The organism is Micromonospora tarensis (assembly GCF_016803395.1).
In the GTDB taxonomy this organism is placed as follows: domain Bacteria; phylum Actinomycetota; class Actinomycetes; order Mycobacteriales; family Micromonosporaceae; genus Micromonospora; species Micromonospora tarensis.
In genome coordinates, this window is record NZ_JAEVHL010000034.1 from 1 (window position 1) to 20686 (window position 20686).

At 69.5% G+C, this 20686-nt stretch carries 19 protein-coding genes; 16 read left to right on the forward strand and 3 right to left on the reverse strand.

Annotated features, from left to right (window positions below; translation table 11 throughout):
• Positions 1-1321, reverse strand: a 1321-nt coding sequence (locus tag JM949_RS10305; protein WP_203148184.1) for an MFS transporter, incomplete at its 3' end; no start/stop codon positions are given.
• An 86-nt stretch (positions 1322-1407) separates the two neighbouring features.
• Between JM949_RS10305 and JM949_RS10310 the strand changes: the two genes are divergently transcribed.
• From JM949_RS10310 to JM949_RS10330, 5 genes are all read left to right on the forward strand, one after another.
• A complete protein-coding gene (locus JM949_RS10310; protein WP_309232095.1) occupies positions 1408-1881 on the forward strand; it encodes a hypothetical protein in 474 nt (157 codons plus the stop codon).
• 108 nt (positions 1882-1989) lie between these two features.
• Positions 1990-4605: a right-handed parallel beta-helix repeat-containing protein gene (locus tag JM949_RS10315; RefSeq protein WP_203148186.1), complete on the forward strand. Its 2616-nt coding sequence runs from the start codon at positions 1990-1992 to the stop codon at positions 4603-4605.
• A gap of 79 nt (positions 4606-4684) precedes the next feature.
• Complete coding sequence (locus tag JM949_RS10320) at positions 4685-7312, forward strand: hypothetical protein (protein WP_203148187.1); 2628 nt, start codon at positions 4685-4687, stop codon at positions 7310-7312.
• A gap of 181 nt (positions 7313-7493) precedes the next feature.
• Positions 7494-10097: a right-handed parallel beta-helix repeat-containing protein gene (locus JM949_RS10325; protein ID WP_203148188.1), complete on the forward strand. Its 2604-nt coding sequence runs from the start codon at positions 7494-7496 to the stop codon at positions 10095-10097.
• A 700-nt stretch (positions 10098-10797) separates the two neighbouring features.
• Positions 10798-11139: a PadR family transcriptional regulator gene (locus JM949_RS10330; protein ID WP_238432908.1), complete on the forward strand. Its 342-nt coding sequence runs from the start codon at positions 10798-10800 to the stop codon at positions 11137-11139.
• Between the two features lie 969 nt (positions 11140-12108).
• Here the strand turns inward: JM949_RS10330 and JM949_RS10335 are convergent.
• Positions 12109-12804 carry an HAD family hydrolase gene (locus JM949_RS10335; RefSeq protein WP_203148189.1) on the reverse strand — a complete coding sequence of 232 codons (696 nt, stop codon included), beginning with the start codon at positions 12802-12804 and terminating at the stop codon, positions 12109-12111.
• On the reverse strand, positions 12801-13667 hold the full coding sequence (locus JM949_RS10340) for a GntR family transcriptional regulator (RefSeq protein ID WP_203148190.1): 867 nt from the start codon (positions 13665-13667) through the stop codon (positions 12801-12803). Before JM949_RS10340 ends, JM949_RS10335 begins: the two co-directional genes overlap by 4 nt.
• Positions 13668-14122: 455 nt before the next feature.
• Here JM949_RS10340 and JM949_RS10345 point away from each other — a divergent pair, with 455 nt between their 5' ends.
• From JM949_RS10345 to JM949_RS10395, 11 genes are all read left to right on the forward strand, one after another.
• Positions 14123-14314: a hypothetical protein gene (locus JM949_RS10345; RefSeq protein ID WP_203148191.1), complete on the forward strand. Its 192-nt coding sequence runs from the start codon at positions 14123-14125 to the stop codon at positions 14312-14314.
• Entirely contained in the window at positions 14311-14562 is a 252-nt protein-coding gene (locus tag JM949_RS10350; RefSeq protein ID WP_203148192.1) for a DUF6284 family protein, read from the forward strand. The genes JM949_RS10345 and JM949_RS10350 overlap by 4 nt, the downstream gene beginning before the upstream one ends.
• Positions 14562-14936, forward strand: coding sequence for an RRQRL motif-containing zinc-binding protein (locus JM949_RS10355; protein ID WP_203148193.1), 375 nt, complete (start codon positions 14562-14564; stop codon positions 14934-14936). The genes JM949_RS10350 and JM949_RS10355 overlap by 1 nt, the downstream gene beginning before the upstream one ends.
• A 26-nt stretch (positions 14937-14962) precedes the next feature.
• Positions 14963-15274: a hypothetical protein gene (locus tag JM949_RS10360; RefSeq protein ID WP_203148209.1), complete on the forward strand. Its 312-nt coding sequence runs from the start codon at positions 14963-14965 to the stop codon at positions 15272-15274.
• Entirely contained in the window at positions 15274-15942 is a 669-nt protein-coding gene (locus JM949_RS10365) for an NUDIX domain-containing protein (protein ID WP_203148194.1), read from the forward strand. The genes JM949_RS10360 and JM949_RS10365 overlap by 1 nt, the downstream gene beginning before the upstream one ends.
• A 16-nt stretch (positions 15943-15958) precedes the next feature.
• Positions 15959-16819 carry a DUF2637 domain-containing protein gene (locus tag JM949_RS10370; RefSeq protein ID WP_203148195.1) on the forward strand — a complete coding sequence of 287 codons (861 nt, stop codon included), beginning with the start codon at positions 15959-15961 and terminating at the stop codon, positions 16817-16819.
• A gap of 312 nt (positions 16820-17131) precedes the next feature.
• Positions 17132-17341 carry a hypothetical protein gene (locus JM949_RS10375; protein ID WP_203148196.1) on the forward strand — a complete coding sequence of 70 codons (210 nt, stop codon included), beginning with the start codon at positions 17132-17134 and terminating at the stop codon, positions 17339-17341.
• A gap of 92 nt (positions 17342-17433) precedes the next feature.
• Positions 17434-19563, forward strand: a complete 2130-nt coding sequence (locus tag JM949_RS10380; protein ID WP_203148197.1) for an FtsK/SpoIIIE domain-containing protein — start codon at positions 17434-17436, stop codon at positions 19561-19563.
• 147 nt (positions 19564-19710) lie between these two features.
• A complete protein-coding gene (locus JM949_RS10385) occupies positions 19711-20028 on the forward strand; it encodes a hypothetical protein (RefSeq protein WP_309232096.1) in 318 nt (105 codons plus the stop codon).
• Positions 20025-20318 carry a hypothetical protein gene (locus tag JM949_RS10390; RefSeq protein ID WP_203148198.1) on the forward strand — a complete coding sequence of 98 codons (294 nt, stop codon included), beginning with the start codon at positions 20025-20027 and terminating at the stop codon, positions 20316-20318. Before JM949_RS10385 ends, JM949_RS10390 begins: the two co-directional genes overlap by 4 nt.
• 29 nt (positions 20319-20347) lie before the next feature.
• Complete coding sequence (locus JM949_RS10395; RefSeq protein WP_238432909.1) at positions 20348-20617, forward strand: hypothetical protein; 270 nt, start codon at positions 20348-20350, stop codon at positions 20615-20617.
• Positions 20618-20686: the final 69 nt, after the last annotated feature.

Here is a 20686-nt window from a genome sequence, read left to right on the forward strand (position 1 = left end):
AGGCGGGCGTCGGGGGGTGGCCCCGGGCTGGCGGGTCGGAGGGGGTCGAGACGGGGGCGGGAGTTGGGGTGGGGACGGTCGTCGGGCGACCGTCCTGTTCGGCGCTGAGCAGTCGGCGCAGGGAGAGCGCGACCAGCGAGGCGACCAGGCAACCGCCGACCACTGTCGCCACCCAGACCTTGCCGTCGGCCGCGCCGATGAGTGGGCCGGCGGTGACCGGACCGATCACCCCGCTGATCCCGAAGATCATCGAACTCATGGCGTTGTACCGGCCGCGTAGCTCGTCGGTGGCCAGCGCGTTGGTGAGCGCCGGCATCACCGGTGAAAGCATCGTCTCGCCGAAGCCGAAGATCGCCGAGCAGGCCACCACGCACAGCGCGCCCAGCACGGCACCCCCGGTGCTGACCAGATCGGCCGCGCCGAGGACCAGCCAGGCGGTGGCGAACACCGCCCCGACCAGGGCGAGTGCGGCGGTGCGGCTGCGGCCCTCGATCCGACGGATGACCAGGAGCTGGGCGAGCACGATCGTCACCGTGTTGGCGGCGAGCGCCCAGGCCACCACTCGCGGGCTCACCTCGGCGACCCGCACGGCGTACGCGGCGAAACCGACCTCGATCTGGGCGTACCCGCAGGTGGTGAGGATCAGCGCGAAGATCACCAGCCGGCGGAACGGGCGGTCACGGAGCACTGTCAGGTAGCCACCCGGCGACGGTTGGTCGGCGGCCCGACGGGCGGCGAGCCGGTGCCCGACACCCGGCAGGGTGAGCAGGATCACGGCGGGCATCAGGTAGCTCACCGCGTCCAGCAGGTAGATCGTCTGGAAGGTGCCCGGTCGGCCGGTGTCGATGATCGCGCCGGAGGTCATGCCGCCGATGCCGATACCGAGGTTGAGCAGCGCGAAGTTCAGCCCGAAGACGCGTTGCCGCTCACCGTCGTCGGTCAGCGAGGCGAGGATGGTGTTCTGCCCGGACCAGATCGCCGAGCTGCCCACCGCGACCACCGTCATCACCGCGAACGCGGAGGCGCTCGAGTCGACCAGAGCCAGCGAACCGGTGCCCACCGCCTCGATCACCAGGCACGGCAGCACCACCCGGCGAGCCCCGAACCGGTCGATCAGCGTCCCGCCCAGCGGTGACAGGGCCAGGGTGACCGCGCCGTACCAGCCGATGACCAGGCCGGCACGGGTGTCGGTGAGACCGCGTACGTCGGTGAAGTAGATGAAGAGGAACGGCAGGGTGAGGCCACGCCCGATCGCCGACAGCAGGGTGCCGACGAGGAGCCGGCGAGCTTCCGAACGGCGGGGTAGGGCGCGACGCAACATGACCCGCATTCTGTTCGCCAGGTGCGACAACACGCGAATCGTTTACCGAGGCGGCGGCTGTCGGGGTGCTCTGCCATGCTGGCCCGGTGAGCGTGACCTGGCGACACCTGCCCGCATCCGCCCGCGAGATCGCCGGCGCCGCCACCGACGCGGTCGAGGCCGCGAAAAATCAGGACACCGAGGCGTACGAGGCGGCCGCCGGCCGGCTCGCCACCGCCGAACGCTCCGGGCTGGTGCTCGGTGCCGTGGTTCGGCTGCTGCTGGAGGCGACCCACCCGGACGGGCTGGACAGCGACGACGTACGCCAGGTGTTGCAGCGGTGCGTGCGAGCGGCGGCCCCCTGGCGGCCGGACGTCGACCCGCACGTCGTGCTGGTGCTGCTGGCCGGGGCGCTCGGTGTGTACGACCCCGGCGAGGACGACTCCCCGCCCGACCCGGCCGCGCTCGCCCGGCACGCCCCACTGCTCGTGGCCGACCTGCTGGCGGTGACGGGCCGACCGGTCGACGGTTATCTGAGCGCGGCGTTCGCCGAGATCGAACGCACCGAACGGCACGACTGACAGGCTCCGACCGAACGGCCGAGGGTGCTGACCGATCGGAGCTGATCACATCGTTCGGCGTCGGGCTACGCTCGCTCCTCGCATGATCGACTTGCACGGGGGTGCCTGATGGACAGACGGATAGTGGCGCGGCTCGCGGTCGTACCGCTGATAGGCGGCGCGGCGCTGGTGGGGCCGGTGACGCCCGCGGTGGCGGCGGCCTCCGCGCCGGTCGCCCGAGCGGCGGCCAACCCGGCGAACGAGTTGTACGTGAGCAGTAAGGACTGCGCGTCCGGTGCCGACGGCAGCGAGGCGGCGCCGTACTGCACCATCTCGGCCGCCGCGGCAGTGGTCCAGCCCGGCCAGACGGTGCTGGTGCAACCCGGGGACTATCCCGAGTCGGTGACCGTGACCCGGTCGGGCATCGAGGGTGCCCCGATCACCTTCCGGGCCGTCAACAGCGCGTCCGGACAGGTCAGGGTCGGCAACATCGGTGGCGCCGTCGTGGGAACGGTCTTCGCCCTGAACGCCGTTCGTGATGTGGTCATCGATGGCTTCGGTCTCATCGATACCCCCGGCCTGGCCCCTGTCGTCGTGCAGGCCTCCACGAGGATCACCATCAACGACGTCTCCAGCCACGCCTCGCGTGCTCCCGCAGTGGTGCACCTCGCCGGCAGCTCTCGCGACGTGAGTATCAGCCGGTCATGGCTGGTCCAGTCCGGAGGACCAGCGATCCGGATCGATCCAGGGGTCAGCGAGACCACTGTCGTCAACAATCAGCTCTACTTCGGTGGTCTACTGGCCACCGATGCGCCCGGGCTGGTGGTCACGAACAACACGGTGCTCGTCAACTGTGTGCGGGGAATCGACGTCGTCGGCAGTTCAAGCGGGCTCTCGATTCAGAACAACATCGTGCGGACCATCCCGTTCCCCGGCACCTGCAAGACGCCGCAGGACGCGATCGCGATCGCGGTAGCCGCCCCGCCGGCCACCGGGACCATCACCGACTACAACCTGATCGACCCGGTCAGCGGCGGTCCCGTCTACCAGTGGGCCGGGACTTCCTTCGCTGACCTGTCGTCGTTCCGGGCGGCGACCGGGCAGGGCGGGCACGATATCGCCGCCGATCCGCTGATCGGCGCGAGCACGGGTTACACCCCGAGGTCGTACCTTCCGGCCGACCCGGCTTCCCCCGCCGTCGACTCGGCGAACGCCCTGGCGCCGGGTGTCGCGCGCACCGACATGTTCGGCAACCCGCACAGTGACAATCCCGCCGTGGCGAACACCGGCACCGGCAACGGGTTCCACGACCGGGGTGCGGTCGAGGCTCAGGGTGCCCCCGGGAACGGGCAGTACGACCTGCGGCACCGGTCGGGTGACGACTCGTTCGCCGTGACGGCGACCGGAAAACCGCAGTTCGCCTGGCCGGTGGACGGAGAGGGCGGCACGATCTCGTACCGGTTCGACGGAAGGCGCTACCCCATCGTGACGTCGGCCAGCTCGGTGGCCTCGTCCTTCCGGCAGGCTGGCAGCGGCTGCGTCTCCGTTGCGATCAGTTACACCGGTTACCGGTCGGCCGCGACGAAGAGCGACTTCGTCTGCACCACGGTCGGCACGAGGTACACGCCGTCCGCGCCGACGCGGCTGCTGGACACCCGTGCGGCGATCGGTACCGCCACCACCACACCGGTGCCGGCCAATGGCGAGGTCACCGTGCCCATTCCGGCCGTCAACGGCGTTCCGACGGCCGACATCATCGCGGTGGCACTGAACCTCACCGTCACCGCACCCACCAAGCCCGGTTTCATCAGCGTCCGTGCCCCGGGTGGGGAGAGCGACTCGTCGAGCGTCAACTTCGTCGCCAACGAGACCGTTCCGAACCTGGTCATGACGCAGGTGCACGGTGGGACGGTCCGCCTGGTCAACCGCAGCGGCGGCACCGTCCACCTGATCGCCGACCTGCAGGGTGTCTACGGCCGGCGGGGCTCCGGGTTCAAGGCGCTCGATCCGACCCGGGTGCTGGACACCCGTACCGGCACCGGCCTTCCGCTGGCCGCCAACGGTGACCGACGGCTGGACCTCTCCGGGAAGCTGCCGGCGGACGCCACCGCCGCGATCCTCAACGTCACCGTCACCGCGCCGACGGCCGCCGGTGTGCTCAGCGTCTACCCGGACGGTTCGCCGGCGCCGGTGGCGTCGAACCTGAACTTCGTGGCCCGGCAAACCATCCCCAACCTGGTCGTCGTGCCGGTGGTCGCGGGGAAGGTGATGGTCCGTAACGCCAGTTCGGGAACCACCCATGTGGTTGCCGACCTGGCCGGATACTTCGGCTCGGCCGGGTCCGGTGCGGACCAGACCTACGTACCCGCGGAGGGTCGGGTGGCGGACTCCCGCGACGACTCCGGCTGGCTCAGGGTGCTGCATCCTGGCCCGTTCCCCGCCTTCGCCGTGGGCGGCGCGCCGATCTCCCGCAACACCTCCTGCGGAACGGCCTGTCCGCCGGTGACCGCCGGGGTGTTGAACCTGACCGTCACCCAGCCGGCGGCGGCGGGTGTGCTTACCGCGTACCCACGTGGGGCGGCGAGGCCGACCGCGTCGAACGTCAACTTCGTGGCCGGGGAGACCGCCTCCAACCTGGTCGTGTCGAAGTCCGGCGACGGGTACGTGGATGTCTTCAACAACAGCTCCGGTACGGCTCACCTCATCGCCGACCAGGCCGGATACTTCATCGCCTCCGCCTACTGAGGCGCGGCGTCTCGCAGCGGTCGGGTGCCGGATCGGACCGGTACCCGACCGCTGATCTATCTACCATCGGGAATTCTTCATGAATCAGTCTGTGCTGGCACGGTTCGCGCTCGTACCACTCACCGTCGGCGTGGGCCTGGTGGTCCCGGCGGCGTCGGCCGCCGCGGCGGCCCCCCTGCCCGCCGCCGCTCCCGCGTCGGCTGCCGCCGCCGTGACCGAGTGGTACGTCGACTCGGCCAACTGCCACAACGACGGCGACGGCAGCGCCGCCAGCCCCTTCTGCGCCGTCTCCCAGGCTGCTGAGGTGGTCCGACCCGGACAGACGGTCCTGGTCCGGCCCGGTGAGTACCGGGAGTCGGTGGTGATCAGCAGCTCGGGGACCGTGGACGCACCTGTCACGTTCCGGGCGCTGAACGGGCCGGGCCGCAGCGCCACAGTGGTCAAGGTGGGCAAGCGACGCGGTGCCAACGGCAACGAGAGCGCCTTCACCGTGCGTGGCGTCCACGATGTGGTCCTCGACGGCTTCCTGGCAGCCGGGGACGGTACGGCCGAGGCGGTCCTCGTCGACGGCTCCTCCCGGATCACACTGGACCGCCTCGTGGCCTCGGACTACGACGCGCCGGCGGCGGTCCGGATCACCGGCGGGTCCGAGAGTGTCACGGTGAGTCGGGGCTCCTTCACGCCTGGCGGGGGCCTGCTGGTCGACGCGGGAGTACGCGGTGCACTGGTGACCGCGAACACCTTCACCCAGAGCGGGATCACGGTGCGGGACGCGCCCGGCACGAAGATCGTCGGCAACACTCTGGAGACCGACTGCACAGTCGGCGTGGCCGTGGCCGGCACCTCGCCGGGCACCTCGATCCGGAACAACATCCTGGAGACCTCCACCGGCGCGCTCAACGACGGGGTGGCGTGCGAGGTGCCGTCGGAGGCGACCGCCATCGCCGTCTCGGCCGGGAGCGTTCCGCAGACCGTGGCGGACTACAACCTGATCGAGCCGGCCAGCGGCGGTCCGCTCTACCGGTGGGGTGGCACCGAGTACGACAGCCTGCCCGCCTTCGTCGCCGCCACCGGCCACGGCACGCACGACATCGCCGCCACCCCGTGGCTGGTGTCGACGGACGCCTACGACCGGCCGTACTACGAGATCGCCCGGAACTCACCCGCCGTCGACTCGGCCGATGCCGCCGCCGAGGGTGTCTCCCGGACCGATCTGTTGGACAACCCGCACACGGACGACCCGGCGACGCCCAACACCGGCACCGGCTCGGGCTACCACGACCGGGGCGCCGTCGAGGCCCAGGGTCCGGTGACGATCAACGAGCGGCCGATCCGGCGGAAGGTGGGTGGCACGCCGCTCGATGTGACAGCCGAGCTCTCCGTCACCACCGCCTGGCCCACCGACGGCCCGTTGGGCAAGGTGTCGCGCAGCTGGAGCGACGAGGCCAACCGTCGGGTGCTGCCGGTGGGGTCGGAGGAGCACCGTTTCCGCCGTGCCGGCCGGGTCTGCGAGGCGCACCAGGTCAGCCTCAACGACTTCCGGAAGGTCCGGCAGGGTCCGGTGACGACCTGCACAGTGCTGGGTGCTGCCTACACGCCGCTGCCGCCGCGGCGGGTGCTCGACACCAGGGCTGGGATCGGCCGGACCGGAACCCTGCCCATCCCGGCCAAGATGGCGGTCACGCTGTCGTTCTCCGCGCTCAACGGAGTGCCGGAGCAGGACGTCAGCGCCGTCGTGTTGAACGTGACCGCGACCCAGCCGACCGCCGCCGGTTTCCTCCAGGTCTATCCCGAGGGCGGCCCGGCGGGCGTCTCCAGCGTCAACTTCGTCGCCGGTGAGACGGTGCCGAACCTGGTCACCGTGCCGGTGTTGAACAGCAACTCGGTGGTGATCGTCAACAACTCCGGCGGCACGGCGCACGTCGTGGCCGACCTACAGGGCTACTACTCGGCGAGTGGTTCGGCGTTCCGGTCGGTCGCACCGACCCGAGTCCTGGACACGCGTGCGGCCGGCAGTTCGGCGTTCGCCCCGAACACGGGTCGGACGCTGGACCTGGCCGGTCGGATTCCGGCCGCCGCGACCGCGGTGGTGCTCAACGTGACGGCGACCGAGCCGACGACCAGTGGGGTGCTCACCGTTCACCCGTACGGCACGGCGGTGCCGACCGCGTCGAACCTGAACTTCGTGGCCGGGCAGACCATCCCGAACCTGGTGCTGGTGCCGGTGGTCAACGGGAAGGTGGCCATCCAGAACGTCAGCTCCGGGCGTACCCATGTGGTGGCCGACCTCTCCGGCTGGTTCGGTGCGGGCGCCACTGACGTCTTCGTGCCGTTCGGCCCGCGCCGCATCCTCGACACCCGGGGGGCCGCCGGCGAAGGGTGGCCGCAGGGGCCGGTCTCCTCCTCGGGTGTTCCTGTTCCGTACTTCGACTCGCTCAGCAGCGACAACACGGTGCCGAAGCCGACGGCGGTGGTGGCGAACCTGACCGTCACCGCGCCGACCAAGGCGGGCGTGCTCACCGCCTACCCGAACGGATCGGTCCAGCCGACCGCGTCGAACGTCAACTTCGTCGCCGGTGAGACCGCCTCGAACCACGCCATCGTGGGCGTCGGAGCGGACGAGAACATCGTGCTGTTCAACAACAGCTCCGGCTCCACCCATCTGATCGTCGACCAGGCCGGTTACTTCATCAACGGCGCGTCCTGATCCGTCAGGCACCGAACGGCCGCCCATCGCACGTCGATGGGCGGCCGTTCTCTTTCACTGCCGGCACCCGAGCTGGTCAGCCGGTCGGCGGCTACGCATAGCCGAACGTCGGTATACGCTGCCACGCACAGATGTGATCACTTCTCAGCGGGGGCTGTTGATGAAAAGAAGACTGTGGTCGATGCTGGCCGTACCCGTGCTCGGTGGGGTCGGCCTGGTCGGGCCGGCGACGCCAGCCGGAGCGGCGCCGGTCGCCGCGCAGGCGGCGGCAGGTGCCGAGGTGTACGTCAGTAGGAGCAACTGTTCGTCAAGTGCGGCGGACGGGTCGGTCGACCGTCCGTACTGCACGATCTCGGCCGCCGCGGCGGTGGCGCAGCCGGGCCAGACCGTCCTGGTGCAGGCCGGTTCCTATCTGGAAAAGGTCGCGATCACCCGCTCGGGCGTCGAAGGAACGCCGATCACCTTCCGGGCGGTGAACGGCCCGGACGGCCACGTCACGGTGAGCGCTCCCGCCGGCGGCAACGCGTTCTCGCTCGCCGGCGTGCACGACGTCATCGTCGAGGGCTTCTCGCTGCGGTCGTCGGGCTCCGCCGAGCCGGTCCTGATCGACGGGGCGACCAGGGTGACAGTCGACGGGCTCACGGTCCGCCCGCCGGCCGGCGTGCCGGGGGTACGGGTCGCGGGAGCGTCGAGTGACGTGACAGTCAGTCGAGGCTGGTTCGGTGCCTCCGGTGCGCCCGGGGTGACGGTCGGCGCTGGTGTGGTGGGCGCTGTCGTCACCGGCAACCAGTTCCGGGGCGGCCTCACGGTCACCGACGCGCCCGGTACGACGATCACCGGAAACACCCTGGTGACCGGCTGCGCGTCCGGCATCACCGTGACCGGCACCTCGCCAGGTGTGGAGATCCGCAACAACATCGTGCAGACCGCCGACGTGTCGGGCAGCGCCCCCAGCGCGTGCGCCGACCCGGCCACCGCCACCGCGATCGCCCTGTCGTCCGCGTCGGTCGGGCAGAGCGCCGCCGACTACAACCTCATCGACCCGGCGAGCGGTGGTGCCCTGTACGCCTGGGGAGCGGCCACCTACCCGGACCTCGCGGCGTTCCGGGCGGCGACCAACCAGGGCGCCCACGACATCGCCGCCGACCCGAAACTCCAGCCCCAGCAGGGCACCGAGCGGCCGTGGATCGCCCTCGACCGCACGTCACCGGCCGTCGACTCGGCGGACGCGGGCGCCCGCGGCTCCGGCCCGATCGACATGCTCGGCAACTCCCGCGCCGACGTGCCGGAGGTGCCCAACACCGGCACCGGCTCGGGGTACCGCGACCGCGGGGCGGTCGAGATCGCCAGCCCGTGGAGCGGCAGCGACACCGCCACCGTCAGCCGGAAGGTCGGCGGCGGCCCGTACGACATCGTGACCCGGCTGCCGTGGACCTCGGCGTGGCCGGTGGAGACGGTCGGCGGCACCTTCGGCTACCGCTCGAACGACCACCGGTACGTCCAGATCGCGCGTGGCCCGGTGCACGAGCAGACGATGCGTCGAGCCGGCCAGGCCTGCGTCCGGATCTTCGTCAGCACTGACGGGTTTCGGGTGATCCGCGATTTCGACCTGCCCAGGGGTGGCTGCACCGTGGTCGGCGCCCGGTACAACCCGGTCACCCCGACCCGTCTGCTGGACACCCGGGCCGGGATCGGGGTCGGCACGTCCGTGCCCGTCGGGCCCAACTCCGAGGTGCTGCTGCCGGTGCCGAGCATCGGTGGGGTGCCGGCGGCGAACGTCGACGCGGTGGTGCTGAACGTGACGGCGACCCAGCCGACCACCGCCGGCTTCCTCACCGTCTACCCGGACGGTGTCACGACGCCGAGCGCGTCGAGCGTCAACTACGTCGCCAACGAGACCGTGCCGAACCTGGTCACCGTGCCGTTGACCAGCGGCGGGCTCCGGTTCCGCAACAGCAGCAGCGGCACCGTGCACGTCGTCGCCGACCTACAGGGTTGGTTCGGCGCTTCCGGTTCCGGTTTCAAGCCGCTCACTCCGGTGCGGGTCGCGGACAGCCGGGAGGGCACCGGCGGTCCGTACCTGCCGGACAGCTCGCGGCAGCTGGACCTGTCGTCGAAGGTGCCGGCCGACACGACCGCCGTCATCCTGAACGTGACGGCCACCGCGCCGACGGCTGCCGGTGTGCTGAAGGTCTTCCCGGGCGGTTCCCTGGTGCCGGTCGCGTCCAACCTGAACTTCGTGGCCGGGCAGACGATCCCCAACCTGGTGATGGTGCCGGTCGTCGGCGGCAAGGTGAACATCTACAACCAGAGCTCCGGCACCGTGCACGTCATCGCCGACCTGGCGGGATACTTCGGGTCCGCGTCCTCGGGCGCGGACCAGACCTACGTGCCGTACGGGCCGCGCCGGGTCGCCGACACCCGGGACGGCACCGGGCTGTCCTACCGCCCGGTGGGCCCCATCGCGCCGAACTCGCCAATCGGCTTCAGTCCGCAGAACGTGCAGGGCAACCCCACCTGCGCCAGCAGCGCTCTGCAGTGCCCCACGGCGGTGGTGGCCAACCTGACGGTCACCGCGCCGACCAAGGCCGGCGTGCTCATCGGGTACCCGTTCGACAAGCCACGGCCGACCGCGTCGAACGTCAACTTCGTCGCCGGTGAGACGGCCTCCAATCTGGCTGTCATCGGGACCGAGCTGGGCTCGGTGTCGCTGTACAACGCCAGTTCGGGAAGCACGCACGTGATCGTGGACCAGGCGGGTTACTTTATCGCCGCCGCGTCCTGAGCGCCGCTGTCGGAGCCGGCACCGCTTGGTGGTGCCGGCTCGGCCGTCTCCGGGATGACCCGGCACGGCACCATCGGCGCTTCCGCTGTCGAGAGTTGCTCCGAAACGCAGCAAGGCCCCTCCGTGGAGGGGCCTTGACCTGCATGTACCTCTGGTCGGGGTGGCCGGATTCGAACCGACGACCTCTTCGTCCCGAATTACGTCCGGTCACTCGATGGACCTCTAGTTCCCGCAGTACGTGCAGGTCAAGCCGTTGGTGTGCGTCGGTCTAGACGCGACGCAGACGCCACGTCTTCCTAGATCATCTCCCAAATCTCTCCCCGCATCACAAAAATCTTGCAAGCTGGAGCGTCACGTCGGATGCCATGGCTGGCCTCTGTCTTGCACGAGGCCGACAGGCTGCTCTCCATCTACCTCGGACGGGTCCGTACGCAAGCGAACGAGACACGCGTCTTCCCGGTGGGTGTTGCCGGTTCGCCGCGCAGCCACCGCCCTGCCAGGTGCCGCCTTCAGCTAATTCGTAGTAGTGACATGGTTGCCCTATGTCACCCAATCTTCGAACTGGGGCATATGGTAATCAACTGATCACTTAATGTAGAGCAAATTGAAGTCTGAGGGCGCTAAATGTAGTCGTGGAATCACGCGCGGTAAATTTGGCCCCGGATTTGAACTCTAGCTAGGGGCTAGCTAGAGTTAGAGCATGGGTAACGCCACTGGTCCGAAGATGACTCTCCAGACCGTGCTGGTTTTGCGAGCCTTACTCGAACACCCCACAAGGGAGTTCTACGGGCTGGAGATTTGCGCTGCCGCCGGTTTGGCAAGCGGCACCATTCATCCCATCCTCGCCCGTCTCGAAGACATGGGGTGGGTGGAAAGCCGATGGGAGGAAATCGATCCACATGAAAAAGGGAGGCCGCGTCGGCGGTACTACCAACTTAGCTCTGACGGTGCCGAAATTGCTCGTGATGCCGTTCGACGCGCCGAGGCTAAGCGTGCGCGCTACGCTGTCCCCAGACCAGGTTTCGCTCTCGGCGGTGCCTGATGAAGGTTGCTGATCCCGAGTACGTGCAGGTTACTGAAAACCTTAAGACTGCTCTTGATGTAGCAGCGCGCATACCGTCTATCCTGCGTGTCGCCACCACAGCATCCACTATTAATGTCGCAAGTGAGAGAGTCGGGTATCTGCTCGGAGAGTTGACCGACAGCCGCTTGGGCCACACGAGTGAAGATCGGGATCGGGACCTGTCCAGGTCCATTGCAAGAGCGAAAGTAATAGCACATGGACTCGGCCGCAGCCTAGATCGAACCTTCGATAGGACAGTCCGTCACGGACCACAGGACACATATAAGCTGGTTAGCAACTCGTGGTTCCTCCACGCGCTAATTAACCAGGCTCACGCCCGTGCTCATCTGCTCGCCTATGACGGTGAGTCGGTCGCCATCATGGAGGAAGTTATTGGAGCTAGGCCATCGGGCCGAGAGAGACTTCCGGTTTTGGTCTTAGCTATGGCGGTTGGAGTTCTTCCCGCTAGCCATCAAGACCGTTATATGGAGGAATTTCGGGCGGAATTAATGGACCATCCGTCTTGGTTCGATCGGGTCAAATACTCGGCCCAGGTAGCACTAAAAGCGCCAACTCTCCGCGCTAGCATCTCTCGGATGCCGAAGCGTATTCCGGTTGGGGCAAGCGGTGAAGCGGAGTGACATTTTCAGGTTGGGGGATTGCCGTTCTGGCAATCCTGTTTGCTGGCATACTATTCGTGCCATGGCCCGAGCCCGCTAAACGCGCCGAACGTCTGATCCGCGCATGGCGTAGCGGCGATGAAGCGGCAGAGCCGGAAGCCGACTCCGGGCAGGCGCTGGAGTCTTAAGATTTAACGCCCTGGACCGAGATGAATTCAGCACCTCGGTCCAGGGCATCTCATATTCTATGCCCGTTACGCGCATGGGTGTCAAATCGCCCATAAGGTGCTAAGTGCAGGTTTAGAGCTTAAGGGCGCAATGCTTGCATTCACGTCGCAATACGCCCTATCAGCACGTTCGCAATCTCCCTCATGCTGGTGATCACTACACTCACCTCGGCAGCCCGGAACATCTCGACCTTGGCCGGTTGATTTGCGTAGCCGATCACCGCTACTCCGGCCGCGCGTGCACCCTCGATGTCCGACAGCGAGTCGCCAATCAGCACGCATCGGGCCGGGGACTCGCCGACGGCGCGCACGGCTTGGAGGATCGGTTCCGGGTTGGGTTTCATGCGGTCCGGGTCGGCGTACGCCCGGCCGACCACCGGCGAGACGTACCCGGCGAGCCGGTGCGCTGCCAGGTAGGCGGTTACCGCGCCGGCCGAGTTGTTGCTGACCGCCGCCACCGGCATCCCGGCTTGCCGAGCAGCGACGATGACCTCACGGCCGTACGGCGTTGGCTCGGCAGTCTCGACGGCCCGGCGCTCGGCCGCGCAGAGCGCATCCTCTACCGCCCGCGTGGTGCTGTGGTTGCCGGCCGCACCGGTGCGGCGCAGCACCTCCAGCGGATCCGGCTCGCTGGCAAGGTCCGGCGGCACGTCGACGCCACGCCGCCGCAGCACGTCGACCAGCTCGGCAGCAACCTGTGGGGCCGGATAACCGGCGAAGATGCTGCACACTGGCCCATCGAAATCGAGCAGCACCGCGCCGACGTCGCCGAGCAGTCGCCCAAGGTCGGCGCTCATCCGTCGTACCGGTAGGCGATGGTCGACCACACCGAGTCGAACCACTGGCGGGAAGCCTCCACGAACTGCGTGCCGTCGGATGTGTCGTCGTCGGTCACCGCGTAGTGGAAGAGCGGCACGTCCTTGCCCATCAGGTCATAGATTGCCATCGGCTCACCCTTGATCGTGACAGTGCGCTCGACGGCCGGATAGAAGCCGAAGAAGACCTCTTCCCCGTTCAGCATGTAGAGCTTGAACAGGGGCGACGCACGATGCATCCGCACCTCTACCGTGGCCGATCGGACTAGGCCAAGGTCGCCTAGCTCGGCCACCTGGTCAATGATTCCGTCCGCCGCCCGGCGCGTGATGCGCTCGGCCCGCTCGCGTACCGCCGGGTCGTCGGCCTGCGTCTCAGCGCGTGCCGGCAACGCCATGGGCGCAGCCATGTCGGAGATCAGCACCCGCACCGCGATCGTTTCTGGCGCGAGCCGGCCAACCCGCACCTTGTCCAGCGCCTCGGCGAGCGCGTCGCGCAGCGTCTCTCCCGAGAACCCGGCGAAGTCGATGGTGACGTGAGGGCGTTCGAACGCGGCTTCAATGTGCGGTCGCAGCTCCACCGCCCGCTGCGTCTGCGCGCGCACGAACGCGCCGCTCCCCTGCCTGGAAATGATCAGTCGCTCGGCACGTAGCAGCTCAAGCGCCCGCTTGACGGTCTCCCTTGCCACGCCGTAGCGGGCAGCGAGATCGGGTTGCGACGGCAGCTTGTCGCCGGGGGCTAGCCGCCTCGTGAGGATCGCAGCCCGCAGCTTGTTCGCTATCTGCTGCGACGCCTGTTTCGGGTCGTCGGGGTCGAGTTCGCCGAGGAAGTCAAGGTTCTCACTCACTCGGTCAGCCTAGCTCTGGCTAGCCAAGTTAGGGAAGTTCCGGCCCGCCCCTTGACTTGGCTAGCCAGGAGCCCCTAGCGTCGTCCTTGTTCGAACCTGGCTAGCCAGGCGGGACAAGCCGGCGACTCCACAGCCGGCGGAGGCGGCTTCGGCTGCGCCGCTCGTGAACCTGTGGACCGCCGTGGCGCATGGCTGCACTTGAGAACTTCACAGAGGTCCGGGACGCAGGGAGATCCGTCTTCCTTATTGGTCCCGATGCATGCGACCTAGGGGTAGCTGCGGGTGTCAGCCGTTGACGTGTCCGGCTGCAAGACGTGTCCGCTCGCTCGCTCAACCAAGGGTCGCGAGGCGTGCCTGCGTGGCACGGCCGTGATGTTCGCCCGGGGAGCGCCGCTGACTGCGCCGCGCTCCCCGGGTTTCCGACCTTCATTCGAGCTGGAAGAGGTGAGCCGTTCATGTCCGTCAGCATCGCCGCCACCGTGCGGATTACGACCAAGAGCAGCGCCGTGTGGCGCAACTGCCGCGCGTGCGGCTCCCTCGCTCCGCTGGCCCCTGACCAGGACTGCTGCCCCTCGTGCGGACAGTCCACCACCGCCCGCCGCCGCCCGGTGGCCGGCAAGCGTCGTTCCGGAAGGAACTCCAAGTGAGCTTCGACCTTGACACGGACCCGCAGGGTCCGAGCCTCGATGACCTGGCAGCGATTGAGCGGGAGATGCCGCTGATCGACGCCGAGGTGCTGTTGCTGGACGCGCAGATCACGATCCTGTGTGCCGACCCTGCTCCGTCTGATCTGGACTGGCAGCGGGTACGCCGGGCGCGGCGGCAGGTGATGCGGGAAGCGCGGTCGTTGCTGGCCGCTCGCGCGTCGACCGGCCGTGGTGCGCGGGTGGCCTGATGCCTCGCATCCGTGCCGCCTTTCATGACCCGGACGGCGCGCGGTTCGGCATCCCTACGTACTGGTGGAAGGGTGCCCCGTCTGGCTTCGCCACCCGCCGTCAACTGACCGCCGCTGGCCTGCGCCCCGGTGGGCAACCCGTCGCCGCTCAGGTGCTCTGGCGCGGCGTCGGTGGCACCCGCACCGCCTACCCCTACCGGGTCGACCTGGCCGCGCCGAAGCGCACCGCGACCCCCGCGCAGCGCGCCGCGATCGCCAAAGCGCTCACGGCCCGCCGCACCTGCCGCACCTGCCACCAGGTGCGGCCGTACGTCATCCCCCGCTCGCTCGGCGAGTGCCTGACCTGTTCCCCGCTACTGAAGGAGTTCCGTTGAGCACACGGAAAAACCGCCGCGCCGTCATGGCCGAACTGATCCTGCTGGCCAACCCGACCGCCGTCTCCGTCCACACCCCTGACGTGTCCCTGTCGGTCACCTTCGACAGCGTCACGGAACTCAAGTCGTGGCTGCACCTGGCCGGGCTCAACGACCCGGACATGCTGGTCGGTGAGCACCAGGGCACCACCGACGACGGCCGCCCGTACCGGTCGATGAACGCCTACCCGACGTGGCACGGCTGGGAGTTCTACGCCACCGCCCGCGAGTACATCGACAGCGGCGCGACCCTCGACCCGGCGACCGCCGAGCAGCTCGCCACGCTGGCGGTGGCCTGATGACCGACCAAACCTTTACTCACCCGTCCGTGCTGGCCGGCATTGCCGCCGGGGCGGGCTGGGCCGATCCGACCATGAACCCCGCCGACATCGACTGGACTGCCCGCCGGGCCGCCGCCGCTATCCCGTTCCCCCTCGTCGACGGCCGACCCGTCAACCCCTACGCACCGACCGGCATCCGGTACGGCCGCAATGAGCTGGGCCACTGGGGTGAGGCCCTGGCCGCCGACGCGATCGTCACTGCCTCGGACTCAGACGGTGGCCGTTGGCTGCTGCTGATCGAGCGCGACGACAACCACGGTTGGGCACTGCCCGGCGGTCACGTCGACCCCGGTGAGGACTCCACCGCCGCCGCGTTCCGGGAGTTGGCCGAGGAAACCGGCCTGATCGCCGACCCCACCGACCCATGGGTGACGACGCTGCCGGCCCGCTACGTGCCCGACCCGCGCGCCTCGGATGAGGCGTGGATGGTCACCGTCCCGGTCCGCATCGACCTCGGCCACGGGTGGCGCGTCCTTCCCGACGTGACCGGCAGCGACGACGCCCGCCGCGCCGCCTGGCTTCCCGCCACCGACTACACCGCCCTGGCCTTGCACCTCGACATCGCCTATGGCGGCCGGGTGTTTCCCGCTCACCGCGAACTGCTCGCCGACGTTCTCAACGACTGACCGGAGGTCACCCGCAATGACTGCCCCCGCCAGCATCCACCCCCGCAGCATCGAAGACCTGTACCCCGGCGCGTTGGCCCTGACCGACCAGCTCGGTGAGCTGCCCAGCCGGAACCGGCTGATGAAGGAATTCAAGATCGGTGTCCCGAAGGCGACTGAGCTTCGTGAGCGGCTGATCGCTGGTACCGACCGCCTGACCAAGGTGGACACCACCGCGCCGCCGGTGGACCCGATGGACTACGCCGAGCCGATCGGACCGCAGCCGGCCATCACTGACGAGGAGATGCGGGAGGCGGTAGCCGCAGCTCAAGTGCGCGTAAACGGACACCCGGGTCAGGCTGAGGACAATGAGCCGGACCGGCCGCGCCGCAGGTGGTTCCGCCGCCGCCCGACCGCCGGACAGTCGCCGCAGGTCCCGGTGGACGGACACCCGGGTCCGAAGATCCCGCCCGCACCGGCCCCAGTCGACGCCGCGCAGCTCAAGTCGCTCAAGCGCATCCGGTGGGCGGTCCGCCTCGTGCTCGCCCTCGGCGTCGCCGCTTCCATCGCCGGCAACGTGCTGCACGCCCGAGACAGTCTCATCAGTCAGGTCATCTCGGCGTGGTCCCCGCTGGCGCTGCTGCTGACCATCGAACTCATCTCCCGAGTCCCGGTGCACTCCCGCCGCCTCGCGATCGGCCGGTGGGCCGCTACCGCGCTGATCGCCGGCATCGCCGCCTGGGTTTCCTACTGGCACATGGCCGCTGTCGCCGCCCGCTACGGCGAGACCAACGGCGCGCAGTACCTGCTGCCGCTGTCCGTCGATGGCCTCGTGGTCGTCGCCTCCATCTGCCTGGTGGAGCTGGGTGGGCGGATCGCCGCCAACATCCGCAGATAGCGCCGCCCGGCGCACGGCCCCTGGCTCGCAACCTGTGCCGTGCCGCCGGTCTCACCCCATCCGTCTTGCAGACATCAGGGAGAGAACATCCATGATCCCCCGCCGCGCGGCTGCCGCGCACTCCCGAAGCGTCCTTCTGCCCTGCGGAAGGCACTACGCCACGTTGTGGGGCAACGCCCCCCGGCCCACCGCCTGCGCCGACTGCCACCCCGGCCCGTAGCGGGCGCTGACCGCCCCCGTCGCCACCGGCTCATCACCCGGTGGCGCGCGGAGGCAGCCAGACCCGCTGGCCGCCGGAAGGGAACACCCGTCATGGGCAGCAAGCGCAACATCGCATCCGGCAACGACCGCGTTGACGTGCAGGTCGGCCAGGTCATCGGCCACCGCGACACCGGCAAGGCACCGAAGGCCACCCCGCCGGCCGACACCACCCCGGGCCGGACCGAAAACATCCGCTCCGGTAACGCCACGGTGGGCCGGCAGGTCGATGAGATCCGGGGCGGCTTCACCATCCGCTGGTAACCCCCGCCCGGCGGCGCGGCCTCACGGCCTCGACAACCCGGCCGCGCCGCCGGCCCCCTACCGATCTCCCGACCGTTGGAGGAACCCCCATCATGACCAGCGATCCCATCACCAACCCCACCGACCCGCCCCCGGACGAAAAGGCCGCCCGGATCGTGGATCTGGCGCAACGGCGCGCGGACCGGGCCGCCGCCGCGCAGGGCTTGTCCGCCGCCGACGCGACGGACGCCGAAACCGTCACCCCCGACCCGGTCGTGGTCGGCGGGCCGGTCGACCCGCCGGAGCGCCGCCCCGACCTGGCTGAGGTGCTGGACCGGCGGTCCGGCCCGGTGCTGCCGCTGTGGTTGACCGACCGTTACCAGCGGCGCGACATGCTGCGCCGCGCGGCGAGCGCGGCCGGGTATCACGTCGGCACGCACGTGGTGCTGTCGCCGGTCTACGCGGGAAAGGTCGCCTGGTACGCACCCCAGGGCGCGGCGCGGCTGTTCTCGCGGGTGCTGGGCTGGACCAGCGCGGAAACCGGGAACTGGCACCTGCGCCAGGACGCGGCGAACCGCAACGACCCCAAGACGTGGCTGGACCTCGACCGGCACCGGATGCGGCAAGCGTCGTGGCGGTGGTGGGTCACCGGCGCCGCAACCCTCACCACCGGCGGCGGCGGGATGCTGCTCGCCGCTGACGTGACGCCGTGGTCGGTGAAGCTGGCTGTCCTGGCCGCTGGCCTGGTCGGGTTGGCCCGCTACGGCCGACCGCTGGACAAGCCGATCCTGGCCCGCACGGTCGTACGCCCGATCTACCGCAAGCTCACCGCGGAATTGACCCGTAAGGGCATCATGGCCACCGGTCTCGTCAAGCGGCCCGAAGACATCGTGTTCCCCGCCGGGGTCGGTGAGATCCGCCGCGACGGCCCCGGCTACCTCGCGATCGTGGACCTCCCCGATGGGGTGATCGCGGTCGATGTGGTGGAGGAACGGCCCAAGCTGGCCGGTGGGCTGCGCCTGCCCATGGATCAGGTGTGGCCGGACGTCATGCCCCGCGAGCACCCCTCACGGCTCGCGCTGTGGGTGGCCGACCGTCCGGTGTCGGCCATGAAGCAACCACCGTGGCCGCTGCTGCGCGGCGGGCAGACGGACTACTTCAAGCCGTTCGTCTACGGCTTCGACCCGCGCATGCGCCCGGTGGAGTACCGCATGGACGAGCGGAACAGCCTGTTCGCCGGGTTCCCCGGGTCGGGCAAGAGCTTGTCGGCGCGGGTCGTGCTCGCCGGCATGGCGTTGGACCCCCTCGTTCAGTTCGCCGTGTTCGACCTGGCCGGGCGCGGGGACTTCGACGCGTTCGAGCCGCTGTGCCCGCCGGGGCTGTTCGGCTCGGGTGCGGACGAGGGCACGAAGGCCAACGCGTACCGGATGCTCATGTGGCTGCTCAAGGAGTGCGACGAGCGCGGCCCGCGTATCAAGCACTACGCCAAGCAGGGACTGAACACGGAGAACAAGCTCAACCGGGCTATCGCTGAGAAGGACGCCCGGCTGCGCCCGATCGTGGCCCCGATCGACGAGGTGCAAGAGCTGATCACCGACCCGGAGATCGGGAAGTCGGCCACGGCCGCGATGACCAGCATCGTCAAGCGCGGCCGGGCGCTGGGCATCCACCTCGTGCTGATGACGCAGCGCATCGACAACCAGTCGCTACCGAAGGGCGTCACGTCCAACATCGCCATCCGGACGTGCCTGGCCGTCCCGTCGCACGTCGAGACGGACCTAGCCCTCGGGACGGGCGCGTACCGGCAGGGTGCCCGGCCGACGCAGTTCGAGATCGGGGTGGATGCCGGTTGGGGCGTGCGGGTGGGCTACGGGCAGATGTCCGCCGTCCGCGCCGCGTACCTCGACCGCGCCGCCGTGGAAAGGATCTGCGCCCGGGGCGTGGCCCTGCGCGGCGGTGTCACCGGCCCGGCTGATCTGCCGGCCGCGCGGGACGTGCTCGACGACCTGCGGGCGGTGTGGGTGCCGGCCGAGCGCGGGCAGCACTGGGACACCCTGGCCGGCAGGTTGGCCGACCGGTTCCCGGAGGCGTACTCGGCCGTCACCCCGGAGGCGCTGTCCGCGCTCGTGCGCGGCAAGGGTGTCGAGTCACGCAACGTGAAGTCCGGTGGGTCGACCCGCAAGGGCACGTACCTCGCGGACATCACCGCCGCCGCGCAACAGCGCGACAGCGACGCCGGCTGACGCCGGTAGCGCGGGCGGGTAGCGGACCGAACAGGGGTAGCGGCACCGCTACCCGGGCCGCTACCCGCCCCACCAGCACCGATCTTCACCGGTAGCGGTAGCGGCGCATCCCGCCTACCGCCGGTAACCCCCTGTTTGGAGCATTCAATGACCCTGACCGTGGTCGCTACCAGCACAAACACGCCCGGAATGTCCGCAGTCTGGTTCGCCGGATTTGCCCTAATCGTTGCTGTCGGTTACGCGGGAGCGTGCTACGTCAAGCCGTTCACTGCCTGTCACCGCTGCAAGGGCACCGGTACCGCCCCGCCGCCCGCGTGGCGGCGGGTGCTGCGCCGCACGACCAGTCCCCGCGCGCTGCGCGGGCGGCACGACTGCCGCCGCTGCACCGGCACTGGTTTGCGGCTGCGGATCGGTCGGCGCGTGGTCAACCACTTCCGCCGGCTGCGCCGGCACGCGGGCCGATGAACCGCCGCGCCGCCGGCCACACCGAGTGGTGTGGAATGGATCACCGCTGCAACCTCGGTGAGCACCGATCCGATGAGACCGTGGTCGACGTTGCCGGCCGCTCCCGCGCCGTCCTGGTCAGGGTGCGCACCGCCGCCGGGCGGGAGCACGCCGAGGTGCGCATCCGGGTCGCGCTCGCTCCAGGAGAGTTGGCCGCGCGGCGGCAGTTGGTCGGGCTGCTCGGTGACCTGCGCCAGGCCGTGACCCGCGCTGCCATCGCTAGCCGACCACGGCCACGGACGGTGGCGTGATGGGCCGTCCTTACCGCGATGGTCCGTCGATGCGCGATGCGTCGCTGTCCGGGCTGGAAATCTGGCTCGCCGGCACGCCGGCCGAACTTGACGCCGCCGTGCGCGCGCTGACGACCGCCGGGCGTCTCGCATGGCGTGGCGCGCCCCGGCCGATGACCGGTGCCGATGCTGGCCGCGCCCGGATGTATGTGCGGCTGACCGTCACCCCGACCCGGCGGACGAACCGTCCGGCCCGGCCCGACTGCGATGAGGGGGCGGCGGTGCTGCCGTTCCCCGACCGGCGACAGCACGCCGGATAACCCCGAAGACCTGATCGGCGCGCTCCGCGCGCTCACCTCTGGTGGCCAGCGTCCGCGCGGCGCTGGTCA